This is a genomic window from Streptomyces sp. NPDC020801 (assembly GCF_044334385.1).
Classification (GTDB): Bacteria; Actinomycetota; Actinomycetes; order Streptomycetales; family Streptomycetaceae; genus Streptomyces.
Genome location: NZ_JBIRST010000011.1, coordinates 160,901 through 185,673, shown reverse-complemented (window position 1 = coordinate 185,673; position 24,773 = coordinate 160,901). Strand labels below are relative to the sequence as shown.

Annotated in this window: 21 protein-coding genes; 9 read left to right on the top strand and 12 right to left on the bottom strand. The window is 68.4% G+C overall.

Going from position 1 to position 24,773, the window contains the following annotated elements; genetic code table 11:
* The first annotated feature begins 38 nt into the window (after positions 1-38).
* Together ACH4UM_RS23470 and ACH4UM_RS23465 are read left to right on the top strand one after the other, a co-directional pair.
* Positions 39-272: a hypothetical protein gene (locus ACH4UM_RS23470; RefSeq protein ID WP_398182496.1), complete on the top strand. Its 234-nt coding sequence runs from the start codon at positions 39-41 to the stop codon at positions 270-272.
* Positions 273-735: 463 nt separating this feature from the next.
* Positions 736-2,208: a nitronate monooxygenase gene (locus ACH4UM_RS23465; RefSeq protein ID WP_398182494.1), complete on the top strand. Its 1,473-nt coding sequence runs from the start codon at positions 736-738 to the stop codon at positions 2,206-2,208.
* Between the two features lie 201 nt (positions 2,209-2,409).
* Here the strand turns inward: ACH4UM_RS23465 and ACH4UM_RS23460 are convergent, their stop codons facing one another.
* Complete coding sequence (locus ACH4UM_RS23460; RefSeq protein WP_398182491.1) at positions 2,410-3,411, bottom strand: GlxA family transcriptional regulator; 1,002 nt, start codon at positions 3,409-3,411, stop codon at positions 2,410-2,412.
* Positions 3,412-3,511: 100 nt separating this feature from the next.
* Between ACH4UM_RS23460 and ACH4UM_RS23455 the strand changes: the two genes are divergently transcribed.
* On the top strand, positions 3,512-3,850 hold the full coding sequence (locus tag ACH4UM_RS23455; RefSeq protein WP_398182488.1) for a putative quinol monooxygenase: 339 nt from the start codon (positions 3,512-3,514) through the stop codon (positions 3,848-3,850).
* A 119-nt stretch (positions 3,851-3,969) separates the two neighbouring features.
* On the opposite strand, the gene ACH4UM_RS23450 is transcribed toward ACH4UM_RS23455, so the two are convergent.
* On the bottom strand, positions 3,970-4,689 hold the full coding sequence (locus tag ACH4UM_RS23450; protein ID WP_398182485.1) for a TetR/AcrR family transcriptional regulator: 720 nt from the start codon (positions 4,687-4,689) through the stop codon (positions 3,970-3,972).
* Between the two features lie 225 nt (positions 4,690-4,914).
* Between ACH4UM_RS23450 and ACH4UM_RS23445 the strand changes: the two genes are divergently transcribed.
* Positions 4,915-5,637, top strand: a complete 723-nt coding sequence (locus tag ACH4UM_RS23445; protein WP_398182482.1) for a DUF4386 domain-containing protein — start codon at positions 4,915-4,917, stop codon at positions 5,635-5,637.
* A gap of 62 nt (positions 5,638-5,699) precedes the next feature.
* On the top strand, positions 5,700-6,131 hold the full coding sequence (locus tag ACH4UM_RS23440; protein WP_398182479.1) for a DUF2255 family protein: 432 nt from the start codon (positions 5,700-5,702) through the stop codon (positions 6,129-6,131).
* A 391-nt stretch (positions 6,132-6,522) separates the two neighbouring features.
* On the opposite strand, the gene ACH4UM_RS23435 is transcribed toward ACH4UM_RS23440, so the two are convergent.
* The gene (locus ACH4UM_RS23435) at positions 6,523-6,915 is read right to left on the bottom strand and encodes a type II toxin-antitoxin system death-on-curing family toxin (RefSeq protein ID WP_398182477.1); all 393 of its coding nucleotides are present in this window, start codon (positions 6,913-6,915) and stop codon (positions 6,523-6,525) included.
* Complete coding sequence (locus tag ACH4UM_RS23430) at positions 6,912-7,106, bottom strand: ribbon-helix-helix protein, CopG family (RefSeq protein WP_147995503.1); 195 nt, start codon at positions 7,104-7,106, stop codon at positions 6,912-6,914. The genes ACH4UM_RS23435 and ACH4UM_RS23430 overlap by 4 nt, the downstream gene beginning before the upstream one ends.
* Before the next feature lie 706 nt (positions 7,107-7,812).
* On the opposite strand from ACH4UM_RS23430, the gene ACH4UM_RS23425 reads away from it, so the two are divergent.
* Complete coding sequence (locus ACH4UM_RS23425) at positions 7,813-8,103, top strand: hypothetical protein (protein ID WP_398182474.1); 291 nt, start codon at positions 7,813-7,815, stop codon at positions 8,101-8,103.
* Positions 8,100-8,498, top strand: a complete 399-nt coding sequence (locus tag ACH4UM_RS23420) for a type II toxin-antitoxin system VapC family toxin (protein WP_398182471.1) — start codon at positions 8,100-8,102, stop codon at positions 8,496-8,498. Before ACH4UM_RS23425 ends, ACH4UM_RS23420 begins: the two co-directional genes overlap by 4 nt.
* A gap of 239 nt (positions 8,499-8,737) precedes the next feature.
* Here ACH4UM_RS23420 and ACH4UM_RS23415 read toward each other — a convergent pair whose 3' ends face one another.
* The 6 genes from ACH4UM_RS23415 to ACH4UM_RS23390 form a co-directional block, all read right to left on the bottom strand.
* Complete coding sequence (locus ACH4UM_RS23415; protein WP_398182468.1) at positions 8,738-10,918, bottom strand: hypothetical protein; 2,181 nt, start codon at positions 10,916-10,918, stop codon at positions 8,738-8,740.
* A gap of 2 nt (positions 10,919-10,920) precedes the next feature.
* Positions 10,921-11,748, bottom strand: a complete 828-nt coding sequence (locus tag ACH4UM_RS23410) for a hypothetical protein (protein WP_398182465.1) — start codon at positions 11,746-11,748, stop codon at positions 10,921-10,923.
* Positions 11,749-11,765: 17 nt separating this feature from the next.
* Complete coding sequence (locus ACH4UM_RS23405) at positions 11,766-12,602, bottom strand: vWA domain-containing protein (RefSeq protein WP_398182462.1); 837 nt, start codon at positions 12,600-12,602, stop codon at positions 11,766-11,768.
* 182 nt (positions 12,603-12,784) lie between these two features.
* Positions 12,785-16,483, bottom strand: a complete 3,699-nt coding sequence (locus tag ACH4UM_RS23400; RefSeq protein ID WP_398182459.1) for an AAA domain-containing protein — start codon at positions 16,481-16,483, stop codon at positions 12,785-12,787.
* Complete coding sequence (locus tag ACH4UM_RS23395; RefSeq protein ID WP_398182456.1) at positions 16,480-16,875, bottom strand: hypothetical protein; 396 nt, start codon at positions 16,873-16,875, stop codon at positions 16,480-16,482. The genes ACH4UM_RS23400 and ACH4UM_RS23395 overlap by 4 nt, the downstream gene beginning before the upstream one ends.
* Before the next feature lie 41 nt (positions 16,876-16,916).
* The gene (locus ACH4UM_RS23390; protein WP_398182924.1) at positions 16,917-17,627 is read right to left on the bottom strand and encodes a restriction endonuclease; all 711 of its coding nucleotides are present in this window, start codon (positions 17,625-17,627) and stop codon (positions 16,917-16,919) included.
* A 2,029-nt stretch (positions 17,628-19,656) separates the two neighbouring features.
* Here ACH4UM_RS23390 and ACH4UM_RS23385 point away from each other — a divergent pair.
* Positions 19,657-20,139 (top strand): hypothetical protein, encoded by a 483-nt coding sequence (locus ACH4UM_RS23385; protein WP_398182453.1) that lies wholly within the window; start codon positions 19,657-19,659, stop codon positions 20,137-20,139.
* Positions 20,140-20,270: 131 nt separating this feature from the next.
* Entirely contained in the window at positions 20,271-20,999 is a 729-nt protein-coding gene (locus tag ACH4UM_RS23380; protein WP_398182450.1) for a hypothetical protein, read from the top strand.
* A gap of 223 nt (positions 21,000-21,222) precedes the next feature.
* Here the strand turns inward: ACH4UM_RS23380 and ACH4UM_RS23375 are convergent, their stop codons facing one another.
* Positions 21,223-22,590, bottom strand: a complete 1,368-nt coding sequence (locus tag ACH4UM_RS23375) for a class I SAM-dependent RNA methyltransferase (protein WP_398182447.1) — start codon at positions 22,588-22,590, stop codon at positions 21,223-21,225.
* 118 nt (positions 22,591-22,708) lie between these two features.
* Positions 22,709-24,760, bottom strand: a complete 2,052-nt coding sequence (locus ACH4UM_RS23370) for an APC family permease (protein WP_398182444.1) — start codon at positions 24,758-24,760, stop codon at positions 22,709-22,711.
* Positions 24,761-24,773 lie beyond the last annotated feature (13 nt).

Here is a 24,773-nt window from a genome sequence, read left to right as displayed (position 1 = left end):
GAATCATCACCGCCATGCGCTCAGTGAGGACAGACCCGATGCCGATCCCCAAGCTCCAGGAAGCCACCGCCGCCCGCGACGCCCTCGCCGCCGCCCTCACCCGGGCCGGCATCCAGCTGCCCGCCATGGACGTACGCACCCCCTGGCCCGATGCTCACACCCAGGACGACGCGCCCGCAAGCGCCCGCCACGCCCTCGTCCACCTCGGCGCCTGCTCCGCCCCGGTGGCCCTCGCACTCGCGGCCGTCATCACGAAGGGCGCGTCCCGGTGACCGTCCAGCCGTCCGCCGGGCCCGAACCCGAACCGAAAGCCACCCCTCCCCCACCCGGCACCGCCGTTCGCGACACCGCGCGGGACCTCGTGGGCATCGTCATGGGCCAAGAGGGCCCCTGCCTCCAGCTCCGCCCCCTCCTCGGCGGCCGCGAGTGGGACGCCGACCCCGCTCGCGTCCGGCCGCTCACCCCTCAGGAACTGCTCCGCGCCCGCGTGGCCGAAGTGAACGCCCGGAGCCGGCGGCCGCCGCGTGGAACAGCAGGGTGAACCGGCGAATCCGAAGAGGGACCGACCCGGCGCTGCCCCGCGCAACGGGGACCCCCGGCATCAACCTACGATGCCGTAGGTTACGATGCCGTAGATTACGGAACCGTAGGTTTCGGGATCGTAGGTTTACGGATGCGCCGGCCCGTGCCCGGGGTTCACTGCCCCGGTGCGGCCGCTACGTTTGCGAGGACCCCATGAGTGCACCCCGGGCAGCGACCGGACTGCCGTGGCTGATCCAAGGCGGGATGGGTGTGGGGGTGTCCGGCTGGCGGCTTGCCCGGGCGGTCGCGCGCACCGGGCAGTTGGGGGTCGTCTCCGGCACCGCTCTCGACACTCTGCTGATCCGCGTGCTCCAGAGTGGCGATCCGGGAGGTCACCTCAGGCGGGCGCTGGCCGCCTTCCCCGTGCCGGAGCTCGCCGACGGCGTGCGGGAGCGCTACTTCGTGGAGGGCGGGGTCGGGCCCGGTGAACGGTTCGCGGCCACCCCCATGATGACGGCCGACGAGGCGTGTCCCGCCCGGTCACTGACCGTTGTCGCCAACTTCTGCGAGGTCTGGCTCGCCAAGGAGGGCCACGACGGACCGGTCGGCGTCAACTACCTGGAGAAGGTCCAACTCGCCACCGTCCCGGCCATGTTCGGCGCGATCTTGGCAGGCGTGGACTACGTCCTGGTCGGCGCCGGTATCCCCGCGCAGATCCCCGGGATCGCCACCGGGCTCTCCCGGTCGGAGCCGGTCACCGCGCGGGTGGACGTGGCGGGCGACGAGCAGCCGTTCGAACTGCGCTTCGACCCTGCCTCGGTGCTGCGCGGAGCGGATCCGGTCCATGCCGCCCGCCTTCGCCGCCCACGCGTCCTGGCCATCGTCTCGTTGCCGGCGCTGGCCGCGTACCTGAACCGCGACGAGGAGACCAGGCCGGACGGATTCGTCGTCGAGGGCCACAGCGCCGGCGGTCACAGCGCCCCGCCCCGAGGCCCGCTGAGCCTGGACGAGCACGGTGAACCCGTCTACGGGCCCAGGGACATCCCCGACTTCGCGAAGATGGCCCGCCTCGGTCTGCCGTTCTGGATCGCCGGCGGCCAGTGCGGGCCCGAGCACCTCCGCGCGGCGATGGCGGCGGGGGCGGCCGGCGTCCAGCTCGGCAGTGTCTTCGCGCTCTGCGAGGAGTCGGGTATGGACGCGGGGTTGCGGCGGCAGCTGATGGAGCGCGAGCTGGCCGGAGGACTGAGGGTGCGCAACGACCCGGCGGCCTCCCCGACCACGTTCCCGTTCAAGGTCGCCGACCTGCCCGGTACCCTCGCCGACCCCCGTGTCAGTGCCACCCGCGCCCGCGTCTGCGACCTCGGTTATCTGCGTACGCCCTACCGCACCCCTCGCGGCACCATCGACTACCGCTGCCCGGCGGAACCACCTGCGGCATACGCCCGCAAGGGCGGGGACACCGAGCGGACCGAGGGACGGCAGTGTCTGTGCAACGGGCTGCTGGCCGCCGTCGGCTTCGGGCAGCGCCGCCCGCGGGGCGCGGTGGAGCCGCCCGTCGTCACTATCGGCCAGGACCTGGGCTTCCTGCGTCACATCGCCCCCGACGGCAGCCCGTACAGCGCCGGGACGGTGGTGCGGTGGCTGTCCGCGGGACTGATGACCGAGGCGGCTGCCTCCCGCGTGTGAGCGGGGCGGTCAAGGGCCGCGGACCCTGAACCGCCGGGCAGCGGATCGTGGCGGATGCGTCCGGCGGGTGTCACCGCCATGCCGGCCGCCCTCGAACGACGGGCGCAGCGTTCAGAAAGTGGCTGACCTCCCGTCGCCTTCGGCCCCGCGCACACCGGGCGTCTCGCCGATTCCGGCTCGGCGGGTGGACGAGTGCGCCGATCACATCTCGCGAGGACGCCGGAAGCCCTCCGGGCCTCCTCGCGCCCGGCGGCGCACCTGCCCCGGGGTGGTGCCCAGGCGCCTGCGCAGGAGGGAGGTGAGCGTGGTGCCGTTCTCGTAGCCCACCTTGCGGGCCACCGCTTCGATCGGCAGGTCCGTGGTGCGCAGCAGGTGCATCGCCTGTTCGAGCCGGATCCGCTGGGCGAAGCGCAGTGGCGAGACGCCCGCCACGCGGTCCAGCGCGCGCTGCAGTGTGCGCTCGCTCGTGCCGACGGCCCGGGCCGCGTCCGCGATGCGCAGCGGCTGGTGGAGGTGTTCGCGGACCCAGCGCTCGAAGGCGCTGACGGTCGGGTCGGCACGGGCCAGGTGGCCGGGTATGGCGTAACTGGCCTGGGTGGGGCGGGTGTCGACGACCAGATAGCGCGCGGTGAGGTCGGCCAGGGCCGGACTGCTGTCGTGCACCAGGCACAGCGCCAGGTCCAGGTGGGCCATGGCGGCCCCGGCCGTGATGACGTCCGGGCCCCGGCTGATCATCCGGCTCTCTTCCAGGGCCACCTTCGGGTAGCGCCGCCGGAACTCGGGGGCGAGCCACCAACTGGTGGTCGCGGGCAGCCCGTCCAGTACTCCGCTCTCCGCGAGCAGGAACGTCCCGGTGCAGGCGGCCGCCAGGGCTACCCCGGCCGCACGGGTGTTCTGGACGGTCTCGCGTACGGGCCGCTGCTCCGGGGAGGCCACCCAGGCGGTGAGCGGCGCCGGCTGCTTGTGCCAGACCCCGGGTACCACCAGCACGTCCGGCTCCGCGGCGGCCTCCGGCCTGATCGCCTCCACGAGGTGTCCGGCCGCCGTCCGCACCGGTCCGTGCGGGCTGACGCACTGGACCTGCCACGGCGGTGGGGGCTCCGGGATCTCCCTGCGCAACTCGTCGGCCGTCCGCAGCACGTCGAGCACCGAGGAGAGCCCGGAGTCGAAGACTCCGTCGACGACCAGCACCGAGATCTTCATGTCGAAAACGGTACGGGATGTGTCGCATCCGCCACTGGGAGGGGCCCGTCCCCGGCTCCTACGGTGATCACACCGACCGATCCCTCTTACGGAGAAACCCATGGAACAGCCCAAGACCCCCACCACCCCCGCGAGCACTCGCGTCGGACTCCTCGTCCGTCTCGAGGCCAAGCCGGAACACGCCCAGGAGGTCGAGGAACTCCTCACCGGCGCCCTCTGTCTGGCCCGGGAGGAGAGCGGCACCACGGTGTGGTTCGCGCTGCGTCTCGGTCCCACCACCTTCGCCATCTTCGATGCCTTCGGCGACGACGAGGCCCGCCGCGCCCACATGGAAGGGAAGATCGCAGCCGTCCTCCGTTCCGAGGGCCCGAGGCTGCTGGCCGGGAAGCCGGACATCCACCCGCACGACGTCCTGGCCGCCAAGCTCCCGGCCGCCTGAGACCCTGGGCGGTCCGCACGCCGGCTTCCCTCCGGCGCGACACGTCGGAGGGAAGCCCACCGGCCGCACGGGCCCGAGCCGCATCAGGTGCGCCAGGTGCATCAGGAGCGCGAGGAGCGTCAGGAGCGGCCGGCGGATGTCCAGCCCTGCCGATGGAGTCGTTCGCATCCGTCCAGGAGGAGATCGAGGGCGAATTCGAACTCGAACTGGTCGTCACAGCCCGAGCCCACGGCCGTTGTGCTGTCGTGGGGCCGGGCCGTCGCGATCTCGACGATGTGGGGGTACTTGGCCGCCATCTCGCGGATCGCGTCCGCCTGCGCGCTCGGGTCGGCGTCCGGCTCGGCGTCCGGGTCGGTTCCGGCCGAGGTGGGGAACAGCTCCGGGGTGAAGCCCCACACCCGGCTGCCCAGCGCGTGCATCACGTGATGGGTGAGGTCGGCGGACAGACCACCGGAACGGAACATTCCGATGAGGGAGTCCAGGTAGTCCAGCACGGCGGGCGTGGGATGGGTGCGCGACTCGATGACGCGCGAGGCCCATGGGTGGCGCAGCAGAGCCCGTCGGGCGGAGAGGATGCGCCGGCGGACGGCTTTCCTCCAGTCACCGCCGCCGGCCGGGGGATCGATCTCGCTCACGACGACGTCGACCATGCCGTCGAGGAGTTGCTCCTTGTTGGCCACGTGCTTGTAGAGCGCCATCGGCACGACGCTCAGCTCCTGGGCGAGGCTGCGCATGCTCAGCGCCTCGATGCCCATGTGGTCGGCGAACGCGACGGCGGCCCGCAGCACGCGGTCCCTGTTGAGAAGGGTCCGGCGCGCGGCGTCCTCCTGCTGGGCCATGGTCGGTACCTCCCTCGGACCGGCCGCCGACCGATCACCCTCGTTGACAGGTGTACGACGTACACCCTACCGTGAGACCCCTGGGTGTACGGCGTACACCTCATCAGGTGCCGCGCACTCCGGTCATCCGTGGGCCGAATGCGCTCGTGCGCGGCGCGCACGCCTCGGCAGGACGGACCGGCGATCGCACGCACCTGCCCGGCCCTCATCGACGAAGGAGTCCCAGTGGCCTCACCGAGAAAGCTCGCGACAGCGGCGGGCCTGTGTTACCTCCTCACCCATGTGGCCTCGATCGCCGGGCTCGTCCTGTACGGCCCGGTACTGAACAGCCCCGGCTGGGTGCTCGGCCGGGGCCCCGACACCCGGGTGCTCCTGGGGGCGTTGAGCGAGGTGATCCTCGTCCTCGCGATCATCGGCACCGCCGTCACGCTGTTTCCCGTCGCCAGGCGGCACGACGAGGCCGCCGCCGTCGGGTATGTCGGCCTTCGCACGCTGGAGGCGGCCGTCATCACCGTCGGCATCGTCGGTCTCCTCTCGGTCGTGACGATGCGCCGGCACGCGTCGGAAGGACCGGGTACGGACACCGCCTCGCTCGTCACCCTGGACAAGGCCCTGGTGGCCGTCCACGACTGGACCTTCCTGCTCGGGCCCAACTTCGTCTGCGGTGCCAACACGGTCCTGATGGCCTGGCTGATGTACCGGTCCGGCCTCGTCCCACGGTTCATCGCGGTGCTCGGGCTGGTCGGCGGCCCACTGATCTTCGCGTCGGCGGCCGCCGAGCTGTTCGGCCTCTACCGCCAGGTCTCCGTCTGGGGATTCCTCACCGCGATTCCGGTCTTCACCTGGGAACTGACACTGGCCGTCTGGCTCCTGGCCAAGGGATTCAAGCCGTCCGCCGCCGCGGTGCTCCCGGCCGCGCCGACGATGGCGGCCGCCGGCGGCCACTGACGTGCTGCTGCCGATCTACGCGAAGGAGTACGACGCGGCGACGTACTCGGGTGCCTACCTGGGTGCCCCGTCCGTCGGCAGCGTGCCGGGCAGCCTCGTGCTGGGCGCCGCGGCCCCTCCTCCTGGCCCGCGGCCCCACACCGGGCTACGGCGAGGACCGCAGGAGCGTCCTTGACGACCCGGCCGTCACCCGCATCGCCGAGGCGCACGGCAAGAGCCCGGCCCTGTGGGTCGTACGAACGGGCGACCACGTCTGCGTCCGCTCGGTCAAGGGCGTGGACGGCCCCTGGTATCGGGGCACACGGTCCCGCAACCAAGGCCGCATCACGGCCGGAGGCGTCCAGGCCGATGTTGCCTTCCGGGAGGCGGATCCCGGCGAGTACGCCGCCGTGGATGCCGCCTACCGGGAGAAGTACGGGCGGTACACGAGCATCGTCGAGCACGTGCTGACCGAGCAGGCCCGCGCCTCCACCCTGCGCCTCGAACCCCGCTGATCCCCCGACCACCATCTGATCGTCACCGCTAGGAGAAACCTTCGCCACCGGCAGGCTGATGGACGCCTCCGTGTCGCTGACCCGCAGACGCTCTGGCGCGCGAGGGGCACGGACAGCGCGTCCGTGACCGCTGGGAAAACAGGGGCGGGTGCTGGTTGGGAAGAGACCGCCGTAGCCGATGTGGACCTTGCCTGCCGCCCAAACGGGAAGGCGCTCTCGGGACGCCATTTCCGCGCCGAGCGGACCCGCTGACCCGTCTCGCGAAAGCATACGAATCAACCCGCTGAACGAACGGGTCCCACAAGAACGGGATCAGTCCGCCCGGCGGACTGCCAGGAGCCGGCACCGCTCACGGAACCTCATTCCGTCCCGTACCTCACGACGTCGAACATCAGGAAACGGGGAACCAGGCCGACAGGCGCTTGGCGATGGCCGGTACATCAATGTTGTCCTGCGCGACTTCCTCGACGAACGGGCCGGCAATGGAGACGGGTGGCGGGACGGTACTGGCGCTGGCGCCGTTGAACCGCAGGAAGACACGCATGGCAAGCCAGGCGGTTCGCTTGTTGCCGTCGATCAGCGCGTGATTGCGGGCAACGGAGTGCAGCAGTGCCGCCGCCTTCTCGTGCAGCGTGGGATACAGCTCGGCTCCGAACACGTTCGTCCGCGGCCGTTCGATCGCTGACACCAAGAGTCCCATGTCACGCACGCTGTGCTCGCTATCGTTGACCGTGCGAGCGATGGCCAGGATCTCGTCGATCTGGAGGTAGCGCACTTCGGTCACTTCAGGTAGTCCAGGATCTCCGCATCGCTGTCCATGAGCTCGGCCAGGACGTCATCGACCTTCAGCTCGGCCCGATTCTGGGCGTCACGGATGGCCTCGATGGCAAGTTCCTGCTTGCTGCGGCGCTCCCGGCGAGCCCGCTCGGTGAGCTTCGCGTCAAGGTCGTCGGGGAGTCGGAGTGTCATCGCCATACAGCGATGATACCGGACTGGTATCTAGGTCGCGAGGTGATACCAGCCACTCAAGACCTCGGACCACGGCGCCGTCCTTTGCGGCCCGGTCGAGCCGCGCTCTCGGTTCCAAGGCGCGTGCGAAGAGGTAGCAGCACGCGCCGTCGCTGGCCAGGTGCAGTCGGACTCCCTAACCGGAGTCCTTGCCCCGTGCCGACGGCTCCGTGCCGACGGCCCCGGTCCGCGCGGCCCGGGGCCGGAGAGGTCCGCGAGGTTGAGACTTCCGGTATTCGAGCGTCATCCGAGCGTCAAGATTCTGCATTCCGCATCGCCTCGTCGCCCGCGAGACCCGCGCCAGCCCTTGAAGCTGCAGCTCAGACCGTTCTGCACAAGCGAACCCCAGCCGACGCATTCCGCGAGCGAAAACAAGCCGAACAGACCACCTGGAATAAAAGCAGCAGGTCAGAGGCCCTTCGTGGCAGGCTCCAGAATCGCCACGCACTCCACGTGATGAGTCATCGGAACATGTCGACAGAAGACCCGCCAAAGAAACCCGCAGGTCAGAGGTGCGTGACACGCAAAACGGGCTCAAGATCAATGTGCGTTACGGGCACTATGGGCGCTGCGTGCGAGCTATCGACGCACCCACGAGACCATCAAGGGGCGTCGAGTCCCCGACCCCGGCGAAAATCTCGCCTTATGGCATTTGAAATGCCATACTCGTGTCATGGCTGACGACGACACCGATTTCCCGCCCGGCGGCGGCCCCACCAGGGGCATCTCCGTCTCCCTCTCGGCCGGCACTCTGCAAACGATCCGTGAGCGGGTGGGCAAGCGGGGTGTGTCCGCGTACCTGGAGAAGGCCGCGCAACGGCAGATCGAGCGCGACAACCTGGACGAGCTGATCGCCGACTTCGACAAGGCTCACGGCCCCGCCGACCCCGATGCGGTAGCGGCCAAGCGGGCCATGCTAACCGGCGGCACCTCCTCCGACTCTGGGGCCGGGGCGGCCGCGTGAGCGGCGCCCTCATCCTCGATAGCGAGGGCCTCGCCAAGGTTGTGCAACGCGACCGGGAGGTCCACGAGTGGCTTACCGCCGCCCGCGACGCGGACCTTCCGGTGATCACCTCGGCCGCGGTGCTCGTCGAGGTGATCCACCCGCGGATCAACGACGCCGCGCTGAAGTGGACGCTGTCCCGATTGCGGGTCGAACCAGTCACCCAGGCTCTCGCCCAGTCCGCTGCCACCCTGCTGCGCGCGGCCGGGCTGCACGGCCATAAGTACGCCATCGACGCCATGCTCTGCGCCACAGCCCTCGCTCACCCTGGCCGCGTCACGATCTTGACCTCGGACGTCGAGGACATCTCCATGCTCACCACCGACCATGCCCGGATCGCCACCGAGAAGGTCTGACGCCGTCTGGGCACGTGGGATTCCCGCATCCGAATCTGGAGCGGTGGACCGCACCGCACACTGTGCAGCGCCTTTTCGCCGACTCTCGCTCGGCCACCCCGGCTACCAGCGCCCCACACCCGACTGCCATGTCCACTGAACGTGGACCGGCCACGCCGGACACATCGAAACAAGCGCGGTGAGCTGGTCAACGTCGTCACGACTTTTCACGCTGCTGTCCCCGGCAGCCGAACGTGCCGTCAGCGACCGATGTAGAGGAATCGCAAGTAGCACGCGAACGACAATCCACGCTGCCGGAGCTTGGCAACCTCGACGGAGGCGCTCAGCGTCCCGTGGAGCGCGCTGTTCTGCTGGAGTGCGACCGCGCGCCGGCTGAACTCCTGTCGCTGCTGTCGAGCCTGATCTCCTGCCAGGGTGTTCTCTCGGGTAAGACGCTTCTGGTCGTCCTCCATCTGCTTCCGTGCCTTCGCACGCGACGCATCGGTCTCGGACTCGACAGCCTTACGCTGAGCTGTGAGCTGGACCCGACGGTTGGCGACTCCCTGCTCGATCGACTGTCGCTCTGACGCATCGAGGGCTCTTGGCTGCCGGGCTTCAGCAGCAGCGACCAAGTCTCTGCGCCACGCATCGAGGGCGATGGCCTTGGCTTCGCCGATGCCGTGGACGTCGACGACACGGCCGCTGCTCAGCACGAGCACGGCTCCGGTGCTGTTGTACTGGGTGTTCTGCACAGGCCGGTAGCCCGTGAAGTCAGCTGCCGTACGGATACCCTCGGCTGCCAGCCGCGCGGCGAGTTTCGGTCCGATGCCGTGCGGCGGGGACTGAGCGATCAGCCGTCGGCCGAGCTGATCCCGCACATACGCGGACTGCTTGTCGGTTAGTGCCTTGGCCAGGGCTCTGCGGAGTTCCTCCGAGAGTCCGTCGATCTTCTTGTCTATGTCGCGCTGCTTGCGGACCTTGCGCTTCTCGACCTCTTTGAGCTCAGCGTGGTACCGGGCTGTGAGCCTGCCCTGGGCTCGCGGGTAGTCAGCGGCCCGCTTCGCCTCCGCTGCGTCGAACTTCGCCCGGTCCTTGCGCAGCTTCTCGGCGGCCTTGACCGGGTCATCTAGCTGAGCCAGTTCATTCGTCAGTTCTGCGAAGGCGGCCCGTGACTGTGCCCGCTCCGCACGACGGCCTCTGGCGAACGCAGTGAGCGCGATGGCAACGAGAACGGGCACACCTGGCCCGATCGGTGGCGCCGAGAACCCCGCGACGAACATCAAGACCGTTGCGACCAGCATGAGCGGCCAGAGCACGGCTGTGGCGACATCCAGCAGTGTCCGAGTATGGAAGCCGTCCGGTGCAGTGATCGAGGGCACGGTCGGCGCAGGAGTGGCCTGTGGAGAAACGTGGCCGGTCATCCATCCGGGCAGTCCGCCTGCCCCAGGGGCGGCCGCTGTGCCACCGCCCGATACCGCTGAGCTTGTCGTCGCAGCGGCCCGTTGTCTCGGCACGGCTGCGGCGAGCGGAGGTAGCACCTCCAACGGTTGGAAGGCCAAGGACCGCACCTGGTCGGCGAGGCCACTCACCGTCCGGTCAGGGTGGGACAGCAGCGTTTGCAGTCTCGTGGAGCCGCCCGAGTTCTTGAAATCGTCCTCGGTCAGCAGCAGGAACTCACCGCTGGGCTCGTGCAGCCGATTCCACAGGGTCGGGTCGGAGGCAATTGCCTTGAGGGACAAGAAGATGACCCAAGCGGAGAACCGGTCCAGCACAGCCCCGAAGTCATCATTCCCCCGCATGGGCGACTGGTAGTTGCGGTGTCCCCGCTCAGTGCCGCCCATGCCGGCCAACGCCGGGACGTACATTCCGTCGTAGTCGACCAGACGCAACGTGTCATCGCTCGCGACGAGCAGATTGCCGTGCTGGAGGTCACCATGGGCTATCTCATGGGTGGCCAGATCACGGGTCAGTGCCTCGAACCGGTCAGCCAGACGATCGACGGCGAGCTGGTGGTTGTGGTTGTCGTCGAGCCAGGAGGAGAGGGTGACGGCCTCGACCCACTCCATCTTCAGGACCGGATAGCGGTCCTGCCCGACACTGATGGCGTCGGGCAGGTACTCAAATCCCAGATTCCATGGTTGTGAGAGTTCGGCTGGGTCCAGCTGCGCGAGTCGGGAGCTGATGGCCTCGTAACGGCGTTCCTGGTCCGGGACATGACGAGTAAAGCATTTGATCGCGTACCGCTGGCCTGAGGAGGCCGAGGTCAGCGAGAAGACGCTCGCGAAGGCGCCGGAGATGGCTCGGGGCAAACCGAGCTTGGTCAGTTCCGGCCGTGCCCCCTTGAGTTCGGGATGCTGGAAACACAGTTGCGTGTGTTGCAACGCCTCCGCGTAATCGGCGCCGCTGGGAAACTGTCGCTGCGGACCAGTGGCCGAGCCCACTTTCAGCGCCCCTCGAAATCGATCCGTACGAGCGCCACGTCGTCGTTGCGCAGTTGTCGGCGGTCCCGCAGACCGTTCAGCCAGTTCTTGAATCCGGCCAGGTCGTCGGGCCCGGCGAACTCCAGCAACTGGCTTACGGCGTCGTCCTGGTCCGGGGCCGACAAAAGCCACAAGGCCAGAGCGTCGGTCATCAGGAGCAGCCGGTCGCCGGGTTGGCACCAGCCTTCGGTGAACCGCGTGCGACGAGCCAGCAACGCCACGTCGCGATTGCGGCTGCTGAAGAGGTCGGGGGTTGTGCCGAACTCCTCGACAGCCGCCACCGGAAACGCCTGTACCAGCCGGTCGTCGTGCAGGTGGAACAGGCAACTGTCCCCCAGGGCGGCAGCACGCCATCGCCAGGCCGGTTCACTTGTGTCGCGGTGGGAATCGGACTCCGGGTCGACGCGCACCGTGAGCAGGGTCGCGTAGGCGCCCTCTGCGAGCTTGGTGTGCTCGTACCACTTCAACGGGCGCCCCTCCGCATGGCGCATCTGCGTGTACTGCACGAGCCAGGGATCCCACTGGGCCACCGCCGCCGCCGCGAACTCCTCGAAGGCAGTGCCGCCCGCCAGCAGATCCGGCAGCGTCATGGCATGTTCGGCCGCTGCGCGGGACAGCAGACGGGCCCAATCCTTGGCCAATGCGCTCTCCGTCGCACCGTCGCAGACGCATGCGGTGAGCGGCTCCTGCAACATGTAGTCGTGTGGACGGCCGGGAAGCACGGCGACGGCGTCTTCGCATTCCGCCTCCGTGCTTCCGTGCTTAGGGGCCACGAGGTGCGTGACGTACACGCATGAGGTGGAAGTCGTCACCGCAGTTCGGTGGCTCGGGTGCCGATGTCGAGGAACTGCACGACCGTGGTGATGTCCGCGTTGTAGACGAAGCCACGGGTGGTCTCACTGACCCGCTGCCCCTGCGAGGCGGCGTACGAACGCATGTGGCTGGGCAGCGGACTCGACATGGCGAACAGTGTCTGGGCGTAGCTGTCCGGGAGGCCGTCGGCCGTGTCGGGGAAAGCGGTGGGGGTTCCGCCTGCGGCAGACACGTGCAGATTGAACAGCAGCGCCGCTCCGTCGGCCGTAGCGTGCGAGGTGATGGCCTCGGCGGCCGCGGTGGGGTCGCCGTCGGTCGACTCGCCGTCCGTCAGGTTGATGACGATGGGCGGGAAGCTGGCCGGGTAGCGCTCGGTCCACGCCGCGACGAGGCTCTCAGCGTACTGAAGCGCGCGGTTCATCGGGGTCCCGCCGTGGGCGACCGGGTCGATCCACAGCGGGAAGTTGACCACGGTCTCCACCAGGCCGCCGGCACCGTCGGGCACCTTTTTGCTTCGCTCGTCGACGCGGGCCGGATTGTCCGCCACCTCACTGAGAGGGACGATGTCCCGGCCGGCGAGCGAACCCGCGAACGCCGAGCCGACGGTGGCGCCGTAACCGACGACCGCGACGTGGAAGTAGTCGCGTACGCCTTCTTCCTTTGCACACTTGACCGAGAGTTCAGTGAGAAGCCGGTTGATGGCGTCGGCAACGACATCAGCCTTCTGCTGGGGTACTTCTCCACCGATGGGATCGCTCATGGAGGTCGACTGATCGACGAGGAAGATGATGCTCGTCGGATTGCTGCGGCTGATCTCTGCCGTATACGGCACGTTGGGCTCCTGGCGGACTGTGAAAAAGTCGGTCGTCGGAGAAGCTCGCAAGACATGCTGACGTGCCGGTCACCGGCACGCAGGCCAAGACACCGAGATCCCCCCGGTCTTATGGTAGTGCGAGGACCTTGGCGTTTGGGGCGCACTCAATGCCCTCGACCAGATCATTTGCTTCGGCCTCCTCACCGGCCATCGAGCCGCGCCGTCACTCGCTCCGTTCGATCGGCCCACACATGCCAGGCGGGCAGCCGCACGCCGTTCGGCAGCAGGGCCGTGTGGCTGAGGGCGAGCCTCAAGTGGCGTGCGTCCTCCATGTCGGAGGACGCCCCGTGGTCCAGCCGGACCTGTGCAGCGCCCGTGCCTCGACGGACGTCGAAGTCGTAGGCGTAGCCGTCAGCCGTGACGTTCCTGTCGAGCAGGACTCCGGAAATCGCGTCCGTCAGCAGGAGTTGAAGCCGGTCGCCAACAAGTTCGTCCTGCTGCCCGGAGTTTGTACCGAGCGAAGGCAGCGGAGCTTTGGCCTCAGCCGCGTCCAGCAGTGCATGCGGCATGCCCGCCCGAACCGACCAGAAGTCGCGGTCGCCGAACACGATGAGATGCGAACGGGCGCGGGTGACGGCCACGTTCCACAGATTGACCTCGCGGCAGAGCCAGTTGACCGCGCTGGGGCGCATTCTCGCACCCGCGACCAAGGACAACAGAATCACGTCCTGCTGTCCTCCCTGGAACGTGTGCACCGTGCCGACCCGTACGCGCTTCTCGTGCTTCCAGCGCTCGGCGATCAGGTCTTTCTGGGCGCGGAAAGGAGTGACCACCCCCACCGTCGAACCTTCAGGCAGCCGCATCAGCAACCGCTCCACGGAAAGATGAACGCGCTCTGCCTCCTCCTCGTTCATCCACGACCCGTTGCTGCCTCTGCGCGCCGTTCCCACCACATCGAGCCACTGCACCGCGTCGACTCCGTCGAGGCGTCGCAGCGATCGCGGTTCGGTGAGGACGGTCAGCCGGTCACCGTAACAATGCCGGTTGGAAATGCCGACGATGTCCGGATGACAGCGGAAGTGCTCGTCCAGCAGCAGGGTTTCCCCTGCGGCGCGGGCAGCCGCGTGGAACGCGGAGTAGCGGCGGTGCTCGAAACGGTGCTCGTCGAGCCAGCTCGCCCGCAGCCCCGCCCCACGGTGTGACTCCGCCTCCTGCCGGGGCTGAAGTGTGGTGATGTGCTGCAACTGCATGGGGTCCCCGATCACGAGGGCCCGCCGTGCGCGGAAGAGCAGAGGCAGCACATCCGGCGTGGAGCACTGGCTCGCCTCATCGACGATGACCAGGTCGAAGAGGGCGGCGCGGTCCCGGAACCGTCGTGGGGACCTGGCGGTGACGGCCCAGCCGGACACCTGCGGCAGGATCCGCTCCAAGGACGACCACTGCCGCGGTGATCGGGACTTCACGGCTTCGATGCGGTCGTGGATGGCCGCACGGGCGGTCATTGCCTGCTCCGCCACCGACGCCTGCAGCAGTGCTGCCGACGTCTCTCGAACCTGTCGATCGGTCTCCCGGAGCATCGTGAGGAGTTGGGCGTCGTTCGGTGCCGCATCAGCTTCGGTGCTCTTCCGTCGCCAGGCGGCTTCGGCTTCCGCGAAAGACAGAAGGTCGGCGAAGTCTTGGCGCCCTGCAACCTGTACGGGCAGCGGGGCGAGACCGCGCAGGCATCGGCCCCGCAGCCAACCTCCGAAGATCCCGAGGCGGACCGCCGTGCGAGCCCGGCGCAGCCACCGGCCGAGGGAAACATCGTCGCCCAGGGCTGCGGCAAGCGTCCGCGGGTCGCCATGGTGTTGTTCGGCGTAGGAGAAGCGCAGCCGGCCGAGGTTGGCCAGCTCTCGTTCCCGACGGGCGACCAGCGCGAGTTGACGACGTAGCGCCTCCTGCCCCCGAAGGTGGTTCCGCAGTTCACCGCGGTACATCTGGGAAGACTGGTGGGGCCGGACGCTGCGGGTGAGCTGCTCCAGCGTCCGCAACTCATGCTCGACGGCTGTCTGGTTGCCCGTCCGTACGAGAAGTCCCGGAGCCAGGGCTTCACAACGCTCCCAGACCTCGTCCACCGCCTTGTTGTTGGTCGAGGCGACGAGCACGGTCTGGCCGGCCGCTCTGGCCGTGGCGACCGTGTTGACGATGAGCTGGCTCTTCCCGGTGCCGGGCGGGCCGGTGGCAACCGTGAGCTTGCGGACCATGGCAGCCCGGATGACCGCTCGCTGTCCTTCGTTCAGTTCCAGGGGAGCGACAACCTGTACCTCTTGCTCGGCGGTCTCGTCCGCTCCTGATGCCGCCGGCGCGGTAAATGCTCCGAGCGCGGTGCCTGCGAACTGCCCCACGCTCTTTTGCAGCGTTCTGTAGTCCTTCATCAGCTGTGCGGTGGCCGCGGTGTCCGGCCGTGCGGCGAAGACGACCGCCACATTGCGGACACCCTCATGCGCGGCGTGCAGCGAGCTGCCGTCGCCGAGCGATCCGGGATCGAGGTGCTCCGTGTCGGGCAGTCCCAGCTCCTGCAGCAGACTGCGCAGGTCACGGACCATGTCCTCCCGGAATCCCGGCCGCCAGTTGGGCTGGTAGGCGGCGAGCAGTTCTTTGCCCTCGTCCTTGCCCAGCCGGTCGAGGACGAGTTTGGGATGTAGGGCGATCGGTCCTGTGGGTGTGACCACGCTGCGTCCCTGCGGACCGCGTTCGATCTCGATCTGACGCATGGCGAGCGGCGCGCACACCTGCCGCTTGCCGTCGTAGAGGACGGCGACGGGGTATCCGTACCAGAGGTCGGCGCCGTCCTTGAGGGCACGCTCGGCGAGGTCCACGACACGTTCCGGCGCTTGAACCGTGGTTTCCGTGCCGGAGAGCAGGACTTCCTCCCCGGCTGGCCAGACTGCGCGTGGAGGATCGCTTCCCACCAGTGGCAGCAGTTCGTCGGTGGCGTTCTCCGCCTCCAGACAGTGCTGGTAGTACGTCAGCAACTGTGCCCATTCGACGTCCGTGAAGGCGGAGTCGTCGTGTACCGCCTGGGTAGCCTTGACTGGTGCAGGAGTCACCCCACCCGCTCCGTCGGTGACTGCGGCGTGTCCGGCAGGCAGTGGATTGAGGGCGGGTATCTGACGGCCGACGGCGGCACGGGCTAGATAGATGTCGCCGGTCACGTGAAGACTGGACTGGGTCGGCGTCTGCCGGCGTCCGTCGGGTGCTTTCTGCAGGTCACGGCTGATGTGCCGAAACAGATCGTTCGCGGAGACCTGTCCGTCGCCGTCCAAGTCCGCCTGTCCGGAGTGCAGACCTTCGACGATCGCCCTGGTGAACTGCGAGGGTTGGTCCGCATCAGTGGTGAATGCCTGCTCCCAGTGCTGTGACGCGGTGATGACGTGCACTCCACCGGCCTCGACGACCGGTGCAGTGGCCGATTGTGAAGCCCCCTTGCTGCGGAAGCCCTGCACTGCGCTGCCGCTGAAACAGCAGTCGAGTAACAGGACTTTGCGCCGAGCCGCACACTTCTCCAACTGGTCGGTCACGAAAGAGGCTTCGAGGGCGGTCTGCTGTATCCGAACGACCTCGGTATCCGTGGTGACGTAGTACAGCTGACCGTCCTCACGGTCGTACGCCCCGTGGCCGCTGAGATAGAGCACGACCAGTTCGTCCGGCTCGCGTTCCCTCAGAAACCGTTCGATGGTCTGCTTGATCGCCTCCTTCGACGAGTCCTCGACCCGAACGCACGCCTCGTACCCTCCGACCGCCGGCATCTCCAGCACCTGGCTCAGGTAGTGAACGTCTGCGCGCACGGAGGGCAGAGCGGGGAAACCTACGTCCTCATAGGCAGCGGTCCCCACGAGTAAGGCATGTTTGCGGCTCATCGGGCGTCCCCCGGGCCGGTCTCCGGCCTGTCGCCCCGGCCGTCCCGCAGTGCCTTCACCTCACGCCCGGACACTCCGCCCTGGAACTCCGTGACCGTTCCGTCGGAATGCACCACGCGCACGCTGCGGCTCTTCCGGACCTCGACCCACGCTTTGATGGCGGTCCTCGCCAGCGCGAGGGTGCCTGTGGTGAGGATGAGCACGACCTCCGGAGTCAGCAGTGCCGGCCCTTTCGCACCCTCCGTAGCTCGCGGCGCTTCAGGCGGGGCAAAGCGCACTTCTGCGCCGTCTATCCGGTTCAGCACATCACGGAGCTCCTTCGCTTCGAGCTCCGCATGTCGCGGGTCGGCGCCGAACACCTGGATCCGGGCGGACTCGATCTCGTCGGACATCTTTCCCCTCGCACTGCTGACTTGCATGTAATGAAAGAGAGTTACGGGCGCTGCTGATTCGCCGTCACCCTAGCGATTCTTCCTGCCCCCCGTGATCCGGGTGCCCAACGCCTGCGCCTTGCGCCCTCGTCCGGAACACGCAGGATCCCGTACAGCGGCTCACCCAGGTCCGCCCATCTCCCCAAAGCGTCCCGGTCCACCAGGTGAATCCCATAGCGGGGACCACTGGCTCGCGCGGCTGCCGTAAAACCACCGGTGGTGACGATCACGGCGAAGTGGGCACCATGGTCGTGGCGGTACGTTCCATTGACCCGCTGGACGTCCTGGTCCCCGACCTTTCGGTCCGCCCGCAGCCGCTTGCACTGCACAACGACCCGCCGTTGCGAATGATCGACGACAAGTACGTCGGCGCCTTTGTCCCCCGCTTTGCCCATATGTTCCGCGGTCAGTCCGTCCCTGCGCAGCAGGGAACAGACTGCCAGCTCGAACTCCTGAGGAGAGAGGGCATCGAGATGAGCCAGCGAATAGCGAACCGGTCCCACGGGAAGCGCCGAGCGGCTGGCCCATCTCTGTACGGCCAGCCGCCCCGGCTTCAGGCCCAGCCCCACTGCCACAGCGGTCAGCGCGGTGCCTGTCCACACCGGCCATTGCTCGGCTGCCCGCCACAGACTACTGACCCCGGCCAGGGCGCCCACGCCCCACACCCACCAGGGAACTGCAGCCCATCCTCCCTGGCTCCGCCGGCGCCGCATCAGACACCCGACCCGAAGAGCGCCCACATACCGAATGCGAGACCGAACAACGCGAGTCCCGCCAGGTCGGTAATCGTGACCAGAGTGAAGGCATGGTCTCGGCAACGCGCGAACAGCCCCCTGCGCCTGCGACGACACGGCCGGTGGAACGCTGTCGGCCCCCCGCAACGCGACACCAGCACGGACCCACCGATCACCAGTAACGCGATGACAAACAGCAACGGATCCCCCCGTTCCCCAAACAAGTCTTCATGAGTATCGGGAAAACCACCGTCCCGACCAGTACTTCTTCGGCCGAACCAATGGAACCGGAGGACGCACGGGAGCGCTGACGAGGTTCACTCGTTCCTCGCGCGCGCCATCCTGGCACTCCGCAGGCCCTTCGCGATCTTCGACTACGCCCAGTGCATCCCCTGCCCCATGGCCCCTTCGCTTCGACGAGTACACGTTCCAGCGTGGTGGGAGCAGCGGGCGGATGACACTGGTGCGCCAGCTCGCCGAGCAGTGCTCGGCCTCAGGCTCTCACCAACCCTCCCCCAGCACCTGGCCGTTGCCACGCTCGCAGCGAGGCTGGCCAACTCCGACGGCGCACGCGACTGGCCTGTCGGGACCGAAGTGCTTCTCGACGTGGCCGACGGACTGAGCGACTCTCGACCTGCGCCTATCGCAAGTGAAGTCGGCAATGCGGGTCCCATTGCCGCTTGCCTGCTGCGAGAGACTGCGGGGCTGCTGACGCATAGCTCTCTCCAATAGCTCTCTCCAAAAATCGTCGACACGGCTTGAGCGCCGGAGAAGTCTGGCTTGATCAAGAGGACACGGCGCGGCAACGGGCACGTCGCCGTCCTGGCCTCGGACGGCCGCGACTTCCTGAAGTACGGCAGGCAACTCGCGAGGAGTAGGCGGAGCAAGTCTGGCCAGCGATGCCCGGCAGTTCCTCGCGCCAGCGACGGAGGCCACTGTTCCAGATTCGCCCCCGGACCGGCCCTGCCAACCGGCCCAACGTCGCGATCACCCGTCAGAAAATCGCTGGCTGCCACCCAACCTGTGTGCAACGGCGTCGAGTTGGCCGTCCTGGATTGTCAGCCCCGGTCGCTATCGTCGAATGCCGAACGGAACACCTGGCCTCGCCCACAGGGCACTAACCACCCCCTTCACCGTTAAGGACTGCCCGTGACCTACGTACGCCCCCACTACCGCCGCGACGGCACCTACGTCAAAGGCCACAACCGCCGCAGCCGGCCCCGCGCCGCGCAGCCCCATGCGGCGTCCCGACGTACCGCCCCACGTCCCACTCCTGGGCCGCGGCCCCGCCCAATCTCCACTGGACCGACGGCCTATGTCCGTCCCTACTACCGCTCGGACGGTACCCGTGTACGCGGGCACCACCGGTCCATCAGTCCTCGCACCCTCGCCGTGGCGGCGGGCACGGGCGGATGCGGTCTCCTGCTGTTCCTGTTACTGCTGGCCCTGGCCAGCGGGCCGGAAACAGGCAACAAGGCACCGTCCGGCGTGACGCCATCGCACTCGGCATCGGTCTCGGCGACGCACCACCCGTAGACCACGGCCCACACGGTAGTGGCCCCCTCGAAGCTGACGGGGTACCGCCCGAGGCCGTGTTATAGAGAAGGTCGGCGCGGGCGGCGGATGGCGCGAGCGGTACCCACTGATCTCCCTCGCTGTGCGCCATCAAGCGCGACCAGTATGGGCACGGCACATCGCTGGGAATCTTCCCCCGCAGACGACGTCGACTTCCGCCTACGTCCGAGGAGCCGTGGTCTGTCTCCAAGTCCGAGCCCTACGGCCCCCCCCAGCGCCGCACGCTGGCGAGCCGCTGACGAGGCCACCCCCGCTGTCCCAGACCCCACTCTCGACATCAGCACCTGGGCAACAGCGCCACCTCGGTAGCCGACCCCGACTTCACCTGGCCCGCCTGCGGCAGACATCGCCACGCCTCGGTGCGCCCCGCCGGCCCGACCGTCCCCTTCCCCTGCGAGATGACGAAGCGGGCAAACTCGACCTGGTCCTCGTCGTGGAAGCTGCCCCACGTCCCCTCCCGAGCCTCGCCAAGGACTGGCGACAACCAGAACCCACCCCGACCAACCAAGCCCGCCGCGAGCGACGCGGCGACGAGGTTTATCCGACAGTCGACGGCCTCGTCTTCGCCAGCCGCGCCGAACTCGCCGTCTACCAGCTCCTACAGGAACTCCAGCGGGAACGTCTCCCTCAGAGCACCGTCGCCATCTGGCCGCTGGCCGCCGCCAAGTTGCGCGACGCCGGCGTACGCAGCCCCGACTTCACGGTGCTCGGTAATGGCCGCGCCACCATCATCGAGGTCGACGGGCCGCATCAGTACGGCCGAACCCGCAAAGCCGACGACGAAGATCGCGACCGACACTGGCTCCGCTGCAGCATCCCCACCATCCGCATCGCCCATGAACACACCACCAACCCCACCGCCCCGAAAGGGCGGCTACGCGAAGACCTCACCCGGACGCTCTTTTCACCGCGGTGACCGCGATGTCCTCCGCACCGGCCGGGCCTCTCCAGTACATTCTTTCGCAGCTCTCCCAGCTCCCTGGAGTGCCTACCCATACAGACGGGCAACGTTCCGAATGGCATACGAGGGAGTCAGCGGAGGCATGGATGCAGCAGGACCTTAATGAGCGTCAGCAGGCCGTGCTCGACTGGGTGAGCCAAGGGTGCCCGGACGGGGTCTGGACGGACAGCGTCTTCAAGACCAGTGCCCAGGCCCTGCAAAGTCGCGGACTCATCAAAATCACGAAACGCCTCGGCTCCTGGTTCGCCCAACCTACCGAGAAAGGGCGACAGTACCTCCTTCACTCAGGTGGCCACCCTGCCGAGCAAAGTAACAGCGACACATCCGAGGATCTCAGCGAACGCCCGCCGCGTCCCCGCCCGAGAACCAGTCCGAAGCCTCGCCCGAACTATACGGACCAGCTCCTCGAAGAACTCATCGCCAACAACGGCCATCTCATCAAGCCTCTCGACTCCGGACCATGTTCGGTGAATTGGACGTCACGGGTCAACGCCGCCCGCAAGTCCGGCAAGATCCCCCACACACAGGAACTCTACGGATTCCGGACCCACCGGGGCTACGAAATCAAGCTCGTCGACATCCCCGCCTGGCGCCTCGCGGAACTCACCCCGCTCCCTGTACCGACCAGACTCACCCTCGCCGAAATCGCACAGCAAGTCGGCCTTCGTGGCGAAGCCGCCGAACGCAAACGCCACGCAGACCAGCAAGCCCGCGAGAAGCAGCAGCGGCGCTGGGAAGCCGCCATGCATGAAGCCCGCGCCGCATACGCTCACGCCTATCGCGTCAAACACCTCGAAGAACAGGCGGACGCCTGACACCAGGCCAAGCGCCTGACCGAATACGTCACAGCAGTACGCGACCGCGCCACATCACTGCCGCCCGGCCAGGAAAGGGCTGAGATCGAGGCGTGGCTCGCGTTCGCAGACACGCGCTCCATCAGAATGTGCGTCAAGCGTGCGTCACATGCGTCGAATATGCGTCAAGATATCGCCCGTAACGCCCACAGCGCACAAAATGCACACTCGACGAAACAGCAGGTCAGCGACCCTTCTCCACAGGCTCCAGAATCGCCACACACTCCACATGATGCGTCATCGGGAACAGGTCGAACGCCCGCAGCGTCCGCACCCGGTAGCCGCCCTCGCTGAAGTACGCCAGGTCCCGGGCCAGGGCGGCGGGGTCGCAGGCGACGTAGGCGATCCTTCGGGCGCCCAGGGTCGACAGGTGGGTCACCGTGCTGCGGCCCGCGCCCGCGCGGGGCGGGTCGAGGACGACGAGGTCGACCTCGGTGATGCCGGTGCGCGGGAGGACGGACTCGACCTTGCCCTGTTCGATGCGGACGCGGGGGAAGTCGGCGAGGTTGTGCCGGGCGTCCTCCACCGCGCGCTTGCCGGACTCGATACCGAGGACCGCGCCCTTGTCGCCGATGCGGTCGGCCAGCGCGCCGGCGAAGAGGCCGACACCGCAGTACAGGTCCAGGGCCATGTCGCCCTTGCGGGGGAGCAGGCCCTGCATGACCGCCGTGACCAGGGTGTCGGCCGCCTTCGGGTGGACCTGCCAGAAGCCGCCGCCGCCGACGCGGTGGGTGCGGCCGTCGGCGCGTTCGCGGACGAAGGGGCGGCCGTGGACGCGGTGGACACCGCCGGTCTTCTCGTCGACCCGCAGGACGGAGACCGGGCGGTCCAGTTCGACCAGCGGGAGACGGGCGCCGGGGCGTGGGGTGAGGATCACCTGGCGGTCCTGGGAGCCCGTGGCCGCGATCGCCTCGACGGACTCCATACCCGTCCACTCGCGCCGCTCGATGCCCAGTTCGCTGACGCCCTCCGCGGCGATCATGCAGTGCTCGACGGGCTCGACCTCGTGCGAGCGGTGACGGCGCAGACCGGCCTTCCCGGTGGCCGGGTCGACCGCGTACTGCACGCGCGTCCGCCACTGCGGGACCTCGCCCGCCGGCAGCTTGTCACCCTCGGCCGGCATCACCGTGCCGTCCCAGCCGGCCTCCTCGGGCGTGAGGCCCGCGAGCCGCTTCAGCTGCTCGGCGATCACCTCGCCCTTGAGCCGGCGCTGGGCGCCGGGCTTGGCGTGCTGCCAGTCGCAGCCGCCGCAGCGGCCGGGGCCTGCGTAGGGGCAGGGGGCCTCGACGCGGTCCTTGGACGCCTCCAGGACCCGTACGGCGTCCGCGCGCAGGAAGCGGGCGCCCTCCTCGCCCTCCGTCACCCTCGCCACGACCCGCTCGCCGGGCAGCGTGTGCCGGACGAACAGCACCTGGCCCTTTGCAGTACGGGCGATGCAGTGGCCGCCGTGGGCGACGGGGCCGATCTCGACCTCGTACTCCTGCCCCACCAGGGAGCCCGGCCGCTCTTCCGCCCGCGATCCCGCCTGCGACTTCTTCGGTTCTGCCTGCATGGCGGGGTGACTCCAGATCGGGGTGGTGAGGGGAAAGCGGAAACGGCCGGACAACAACAGCCCACCAGTCTACGTGGGTGTCGTCCGGCCGTTCACCACGAGGCCGGGGCGCGGAGCGTCAGCCCTTGGCCGCCGACGACTCCTTCGGGCGCTCCTGGGCCGGGCCACGGCGCACCGCGCCGGGCGCGCTCCACTCCTGGCGCCTGCGGGCCCGCAGCTTCGCCGCCTCGGAGGACGCCAGCTGGTAGGGCACCGAGGTGACCATCACGCCCGGCGTGAACAGCAGCCGGCCCTTCAGGCGCAGCGCGCTCTGGTTGTGCAGCAGGTGCTCGTACCAGTGGCCGACCACGTACTCGGGGATGATCACCGAGACCGCGTCGCGCGGGGTCTCCTTGCGCAGGCTCTTGACGTACTCGATGACCGGCCGCGTGACCTCGCGGTACGGCGAGTCGAGGACCTTCAGCGGTACGTCGATGCCGCGCCGCTCCCACTCCTCGCGCAGCGCCTTGGTCTCTGCCGGGTCGACGTTGACGGTGAGCGCCTCCAGGGTGTCCGAGCGCATCAGCTTGGCGTAGGCCAGGGCGCGCAGGGTGGGGCGGTGGATCTTGGAGATGAGCACGACGGAGTGCACCCGGGAGGGGCGGACGCTGTCGTCGCTCGGGCCCTCGGGGGCCGCGATCTCGTCGGCGACGCGGTCGTAGTGCTTACGGATCGCCGTCATCGTCGCGTAGAAGATGCACATGCCCAGCAGGGCCACCCAGGCGCCGTGCGTGAACTTGGTGACGAGGACGACGACCAGCACCAGGCCGGTGAAGAAGGCGCCGAAGGCGTTGATGGCGCGCGAGCGCACCATGTGCCGGCGCTTGGCCTGGTCCCTCTCGGTGGCCAGGTGGCGGTTCCAGTGCCGGACCATGCCGGTCTGGCTGAGCGTGAAGGACACGAAGACGCCGACGATGTACAGCTGGATCAGCCGGGTGGAGTCGGCGCCGTAGATGACGGTCAGCAGCATCGCCGTGCCCGCGAGCAGCACGATGCCGTTGGAGAAGGCGAGCCGGTCGCCGCGGGTGTGCAGCTGGCGGGGCAGGTAGCGGTCCTGCGCGAGGATCGAGCCGAGCAGCGGGAAGCCGTTGTAGGCGGTGTTGGCGGCGAGGAACAGGACCAGGGCCGTGGCCGCCGCCAGGACGACGAACAGGAAGCTGCCCTTGCCGAAGACGGCCTCGGCGACCTGGGAGATCACCGGGTTCTGGACATAGCCGGAGCCGACCGGGACACCGCCCCGGATCAGGTCGGTGGCCGGGTTCTCGGCCATGCGGACGTTCGTCGACATGGCGAGGGCGATGATGCCGCAGAACATCGTCACGGCCAGCAGGCCCATCATGGCCAGCGTGGTCGCGGCGTTCTTGGACTTGGGCTTGCGGAAGGCCGGGACGCCGTTGGAGATCGCCTCGACGCCGGTGAGCGCCGCACAGCCGGAGGAGAAGGCCCGCAGCAGCAGGAAGACCAGCGCGAAGCCCGCCAGGCCCTGGTGCTCGGCCTGGATGTGGAAGCCGGCGGTCGGCGCGCGCATGGTGTCGCCGAGCACCAGCCCGCGGAAGGCGCCCCACGCGATCATGATGAAGACGCCCCCGACGAAGACGTACGTCGGGATCGCGAAGAGCTTGCCCGACTCCTTCACCCCGCGCAGGTTCATCAGCGTCAGCAGCACGATCACGGCGACCGCGCACAGCACCTTGTGCTGGACGACGAAGGGGATCGCGGAGCCGAGGTTCTCGATGCCGGAGGAGATGGAGACGGCGACGGTGAGGACGTAGTCGACGAGGAGCGCGCTGGCGACCGTCAGGCCGGCCTTGGCGCCGAGGTTGGTGGTGGCGACCTCGTAGTCGCCGCCACCGCTCGGGTAGGCGTGGACGTTCTGCCGGTAGGACGCGACCACCGTGAACATCAGCACGACCACCGCGACGGCGATCCACGGGCTGAAGTGGTACGCCGACACACCCGCGATGGACAGGACCAGCAGCACCTCGCCGGGTGCGTAGGCCACGGAGGACAGCGGGTCGGAGGCGAAGACGGGGAGTGCGATGCGCTTCGGCAGGAGCGTTTCGCCCAGCCGGTCGCTGCGCAGTGCGCGCCCGATCAGGATCCGTTTGGGCACGTCGGTCAGTTTGGACACAACAGTGGATCGT

Excerpts from the sequence above, each read along its gene's own strand:
- ACH4UM_RS23395 (WP_398182456.1), bottom strand. The coding sequence starts at position 16,875 with ATGTCCGACGAGATCGAGTCCGCCCGGATCCAGGTGTTCGGCGCCGAC.
- ACH4UM_RS23430 (WP_147995503.1), bottom strand. The coding sequence starts at position 7,106 with ATGGCGATGACACTCCGACTCCCCGACGACCTTGACGCGAAGCTCACC.
- ACH4UM_RS23465 (WP_398182494.1), top strand. The coding sequence starts at position 736 with ATGAGTGCACCCCGGGCAGCGACCGGACTGCCGTGGCTGATCCAAGGC.
- ACH4UM_RS23375 (WP_398182447.1), bottom strand. The coding sequence starts at position 22,590 with ATGCAGGCAGAACCGAAGAAGTCGCAGGCGGGATCGCGGGCGGAAGAG.
- ACH4UM_RS23460 (WP_398182491.1), bottom strand. The coding sequence starts at position 3,411 with ATGAAGATCTCGGTGCTGGTCGTCGACGGAGTCTTCGACTCCGGGCTC.
- ACH4UM_RS23470 (WP_398182496.1), top strand. The coding sequence starts at position 39 with ATGCCGATCCCCAAGCTCCAGGAAGCCACCGCCGCCCGCGACGCCCTC.
- ACH4UM_RS23450 (WP_398182485.1), bottom strand. The coding sequence starts at position 4,689 with ATGGCCCAGCAGGAGGACGCCGCGCGCCGGACCCTTCTCAACAGGGAC.
- ACH4UM_RS23425 (WP_398182474.1), top strand. The coding sequence starts at position 7,813 with ATGGCTGACGACGACACCGATTTCCCGCCCGGCGGCGGCCCCACCAGG.
- ACH4UM_RS23400 (WP_398182459.1), bottom strand. The coding sequence starts at position 16,483 with ATGAGCCGCAAACATGCCTTACTCGTGGGGACCGCTGCCTATGAGGAC.
- ACH4UM_RS23455 (WP_398182488.1), top strand. The coding sequence starts at position 3,512 with ATGGAACAGCCCAAGACCCCCACCACCCCCGCGAGCACTCGCGTCGGA.
- ACH4UM_RS23390 (WP_398182924.1), bottom strand. The coding sequence starts at position 17,627 with ATGCGGCGCCGGCGGAGCCAGGGAGGATGGGCTGCAGTTCCCTGGTGG.
- ACH4UM_RS23380 (WP_398182450.1), top strand. The coding sequence starts at position 20,271 with ATGCAGCAGGACCTTAATGAGCGTCAGCAGGCCGTGCTCGACTGGGTG.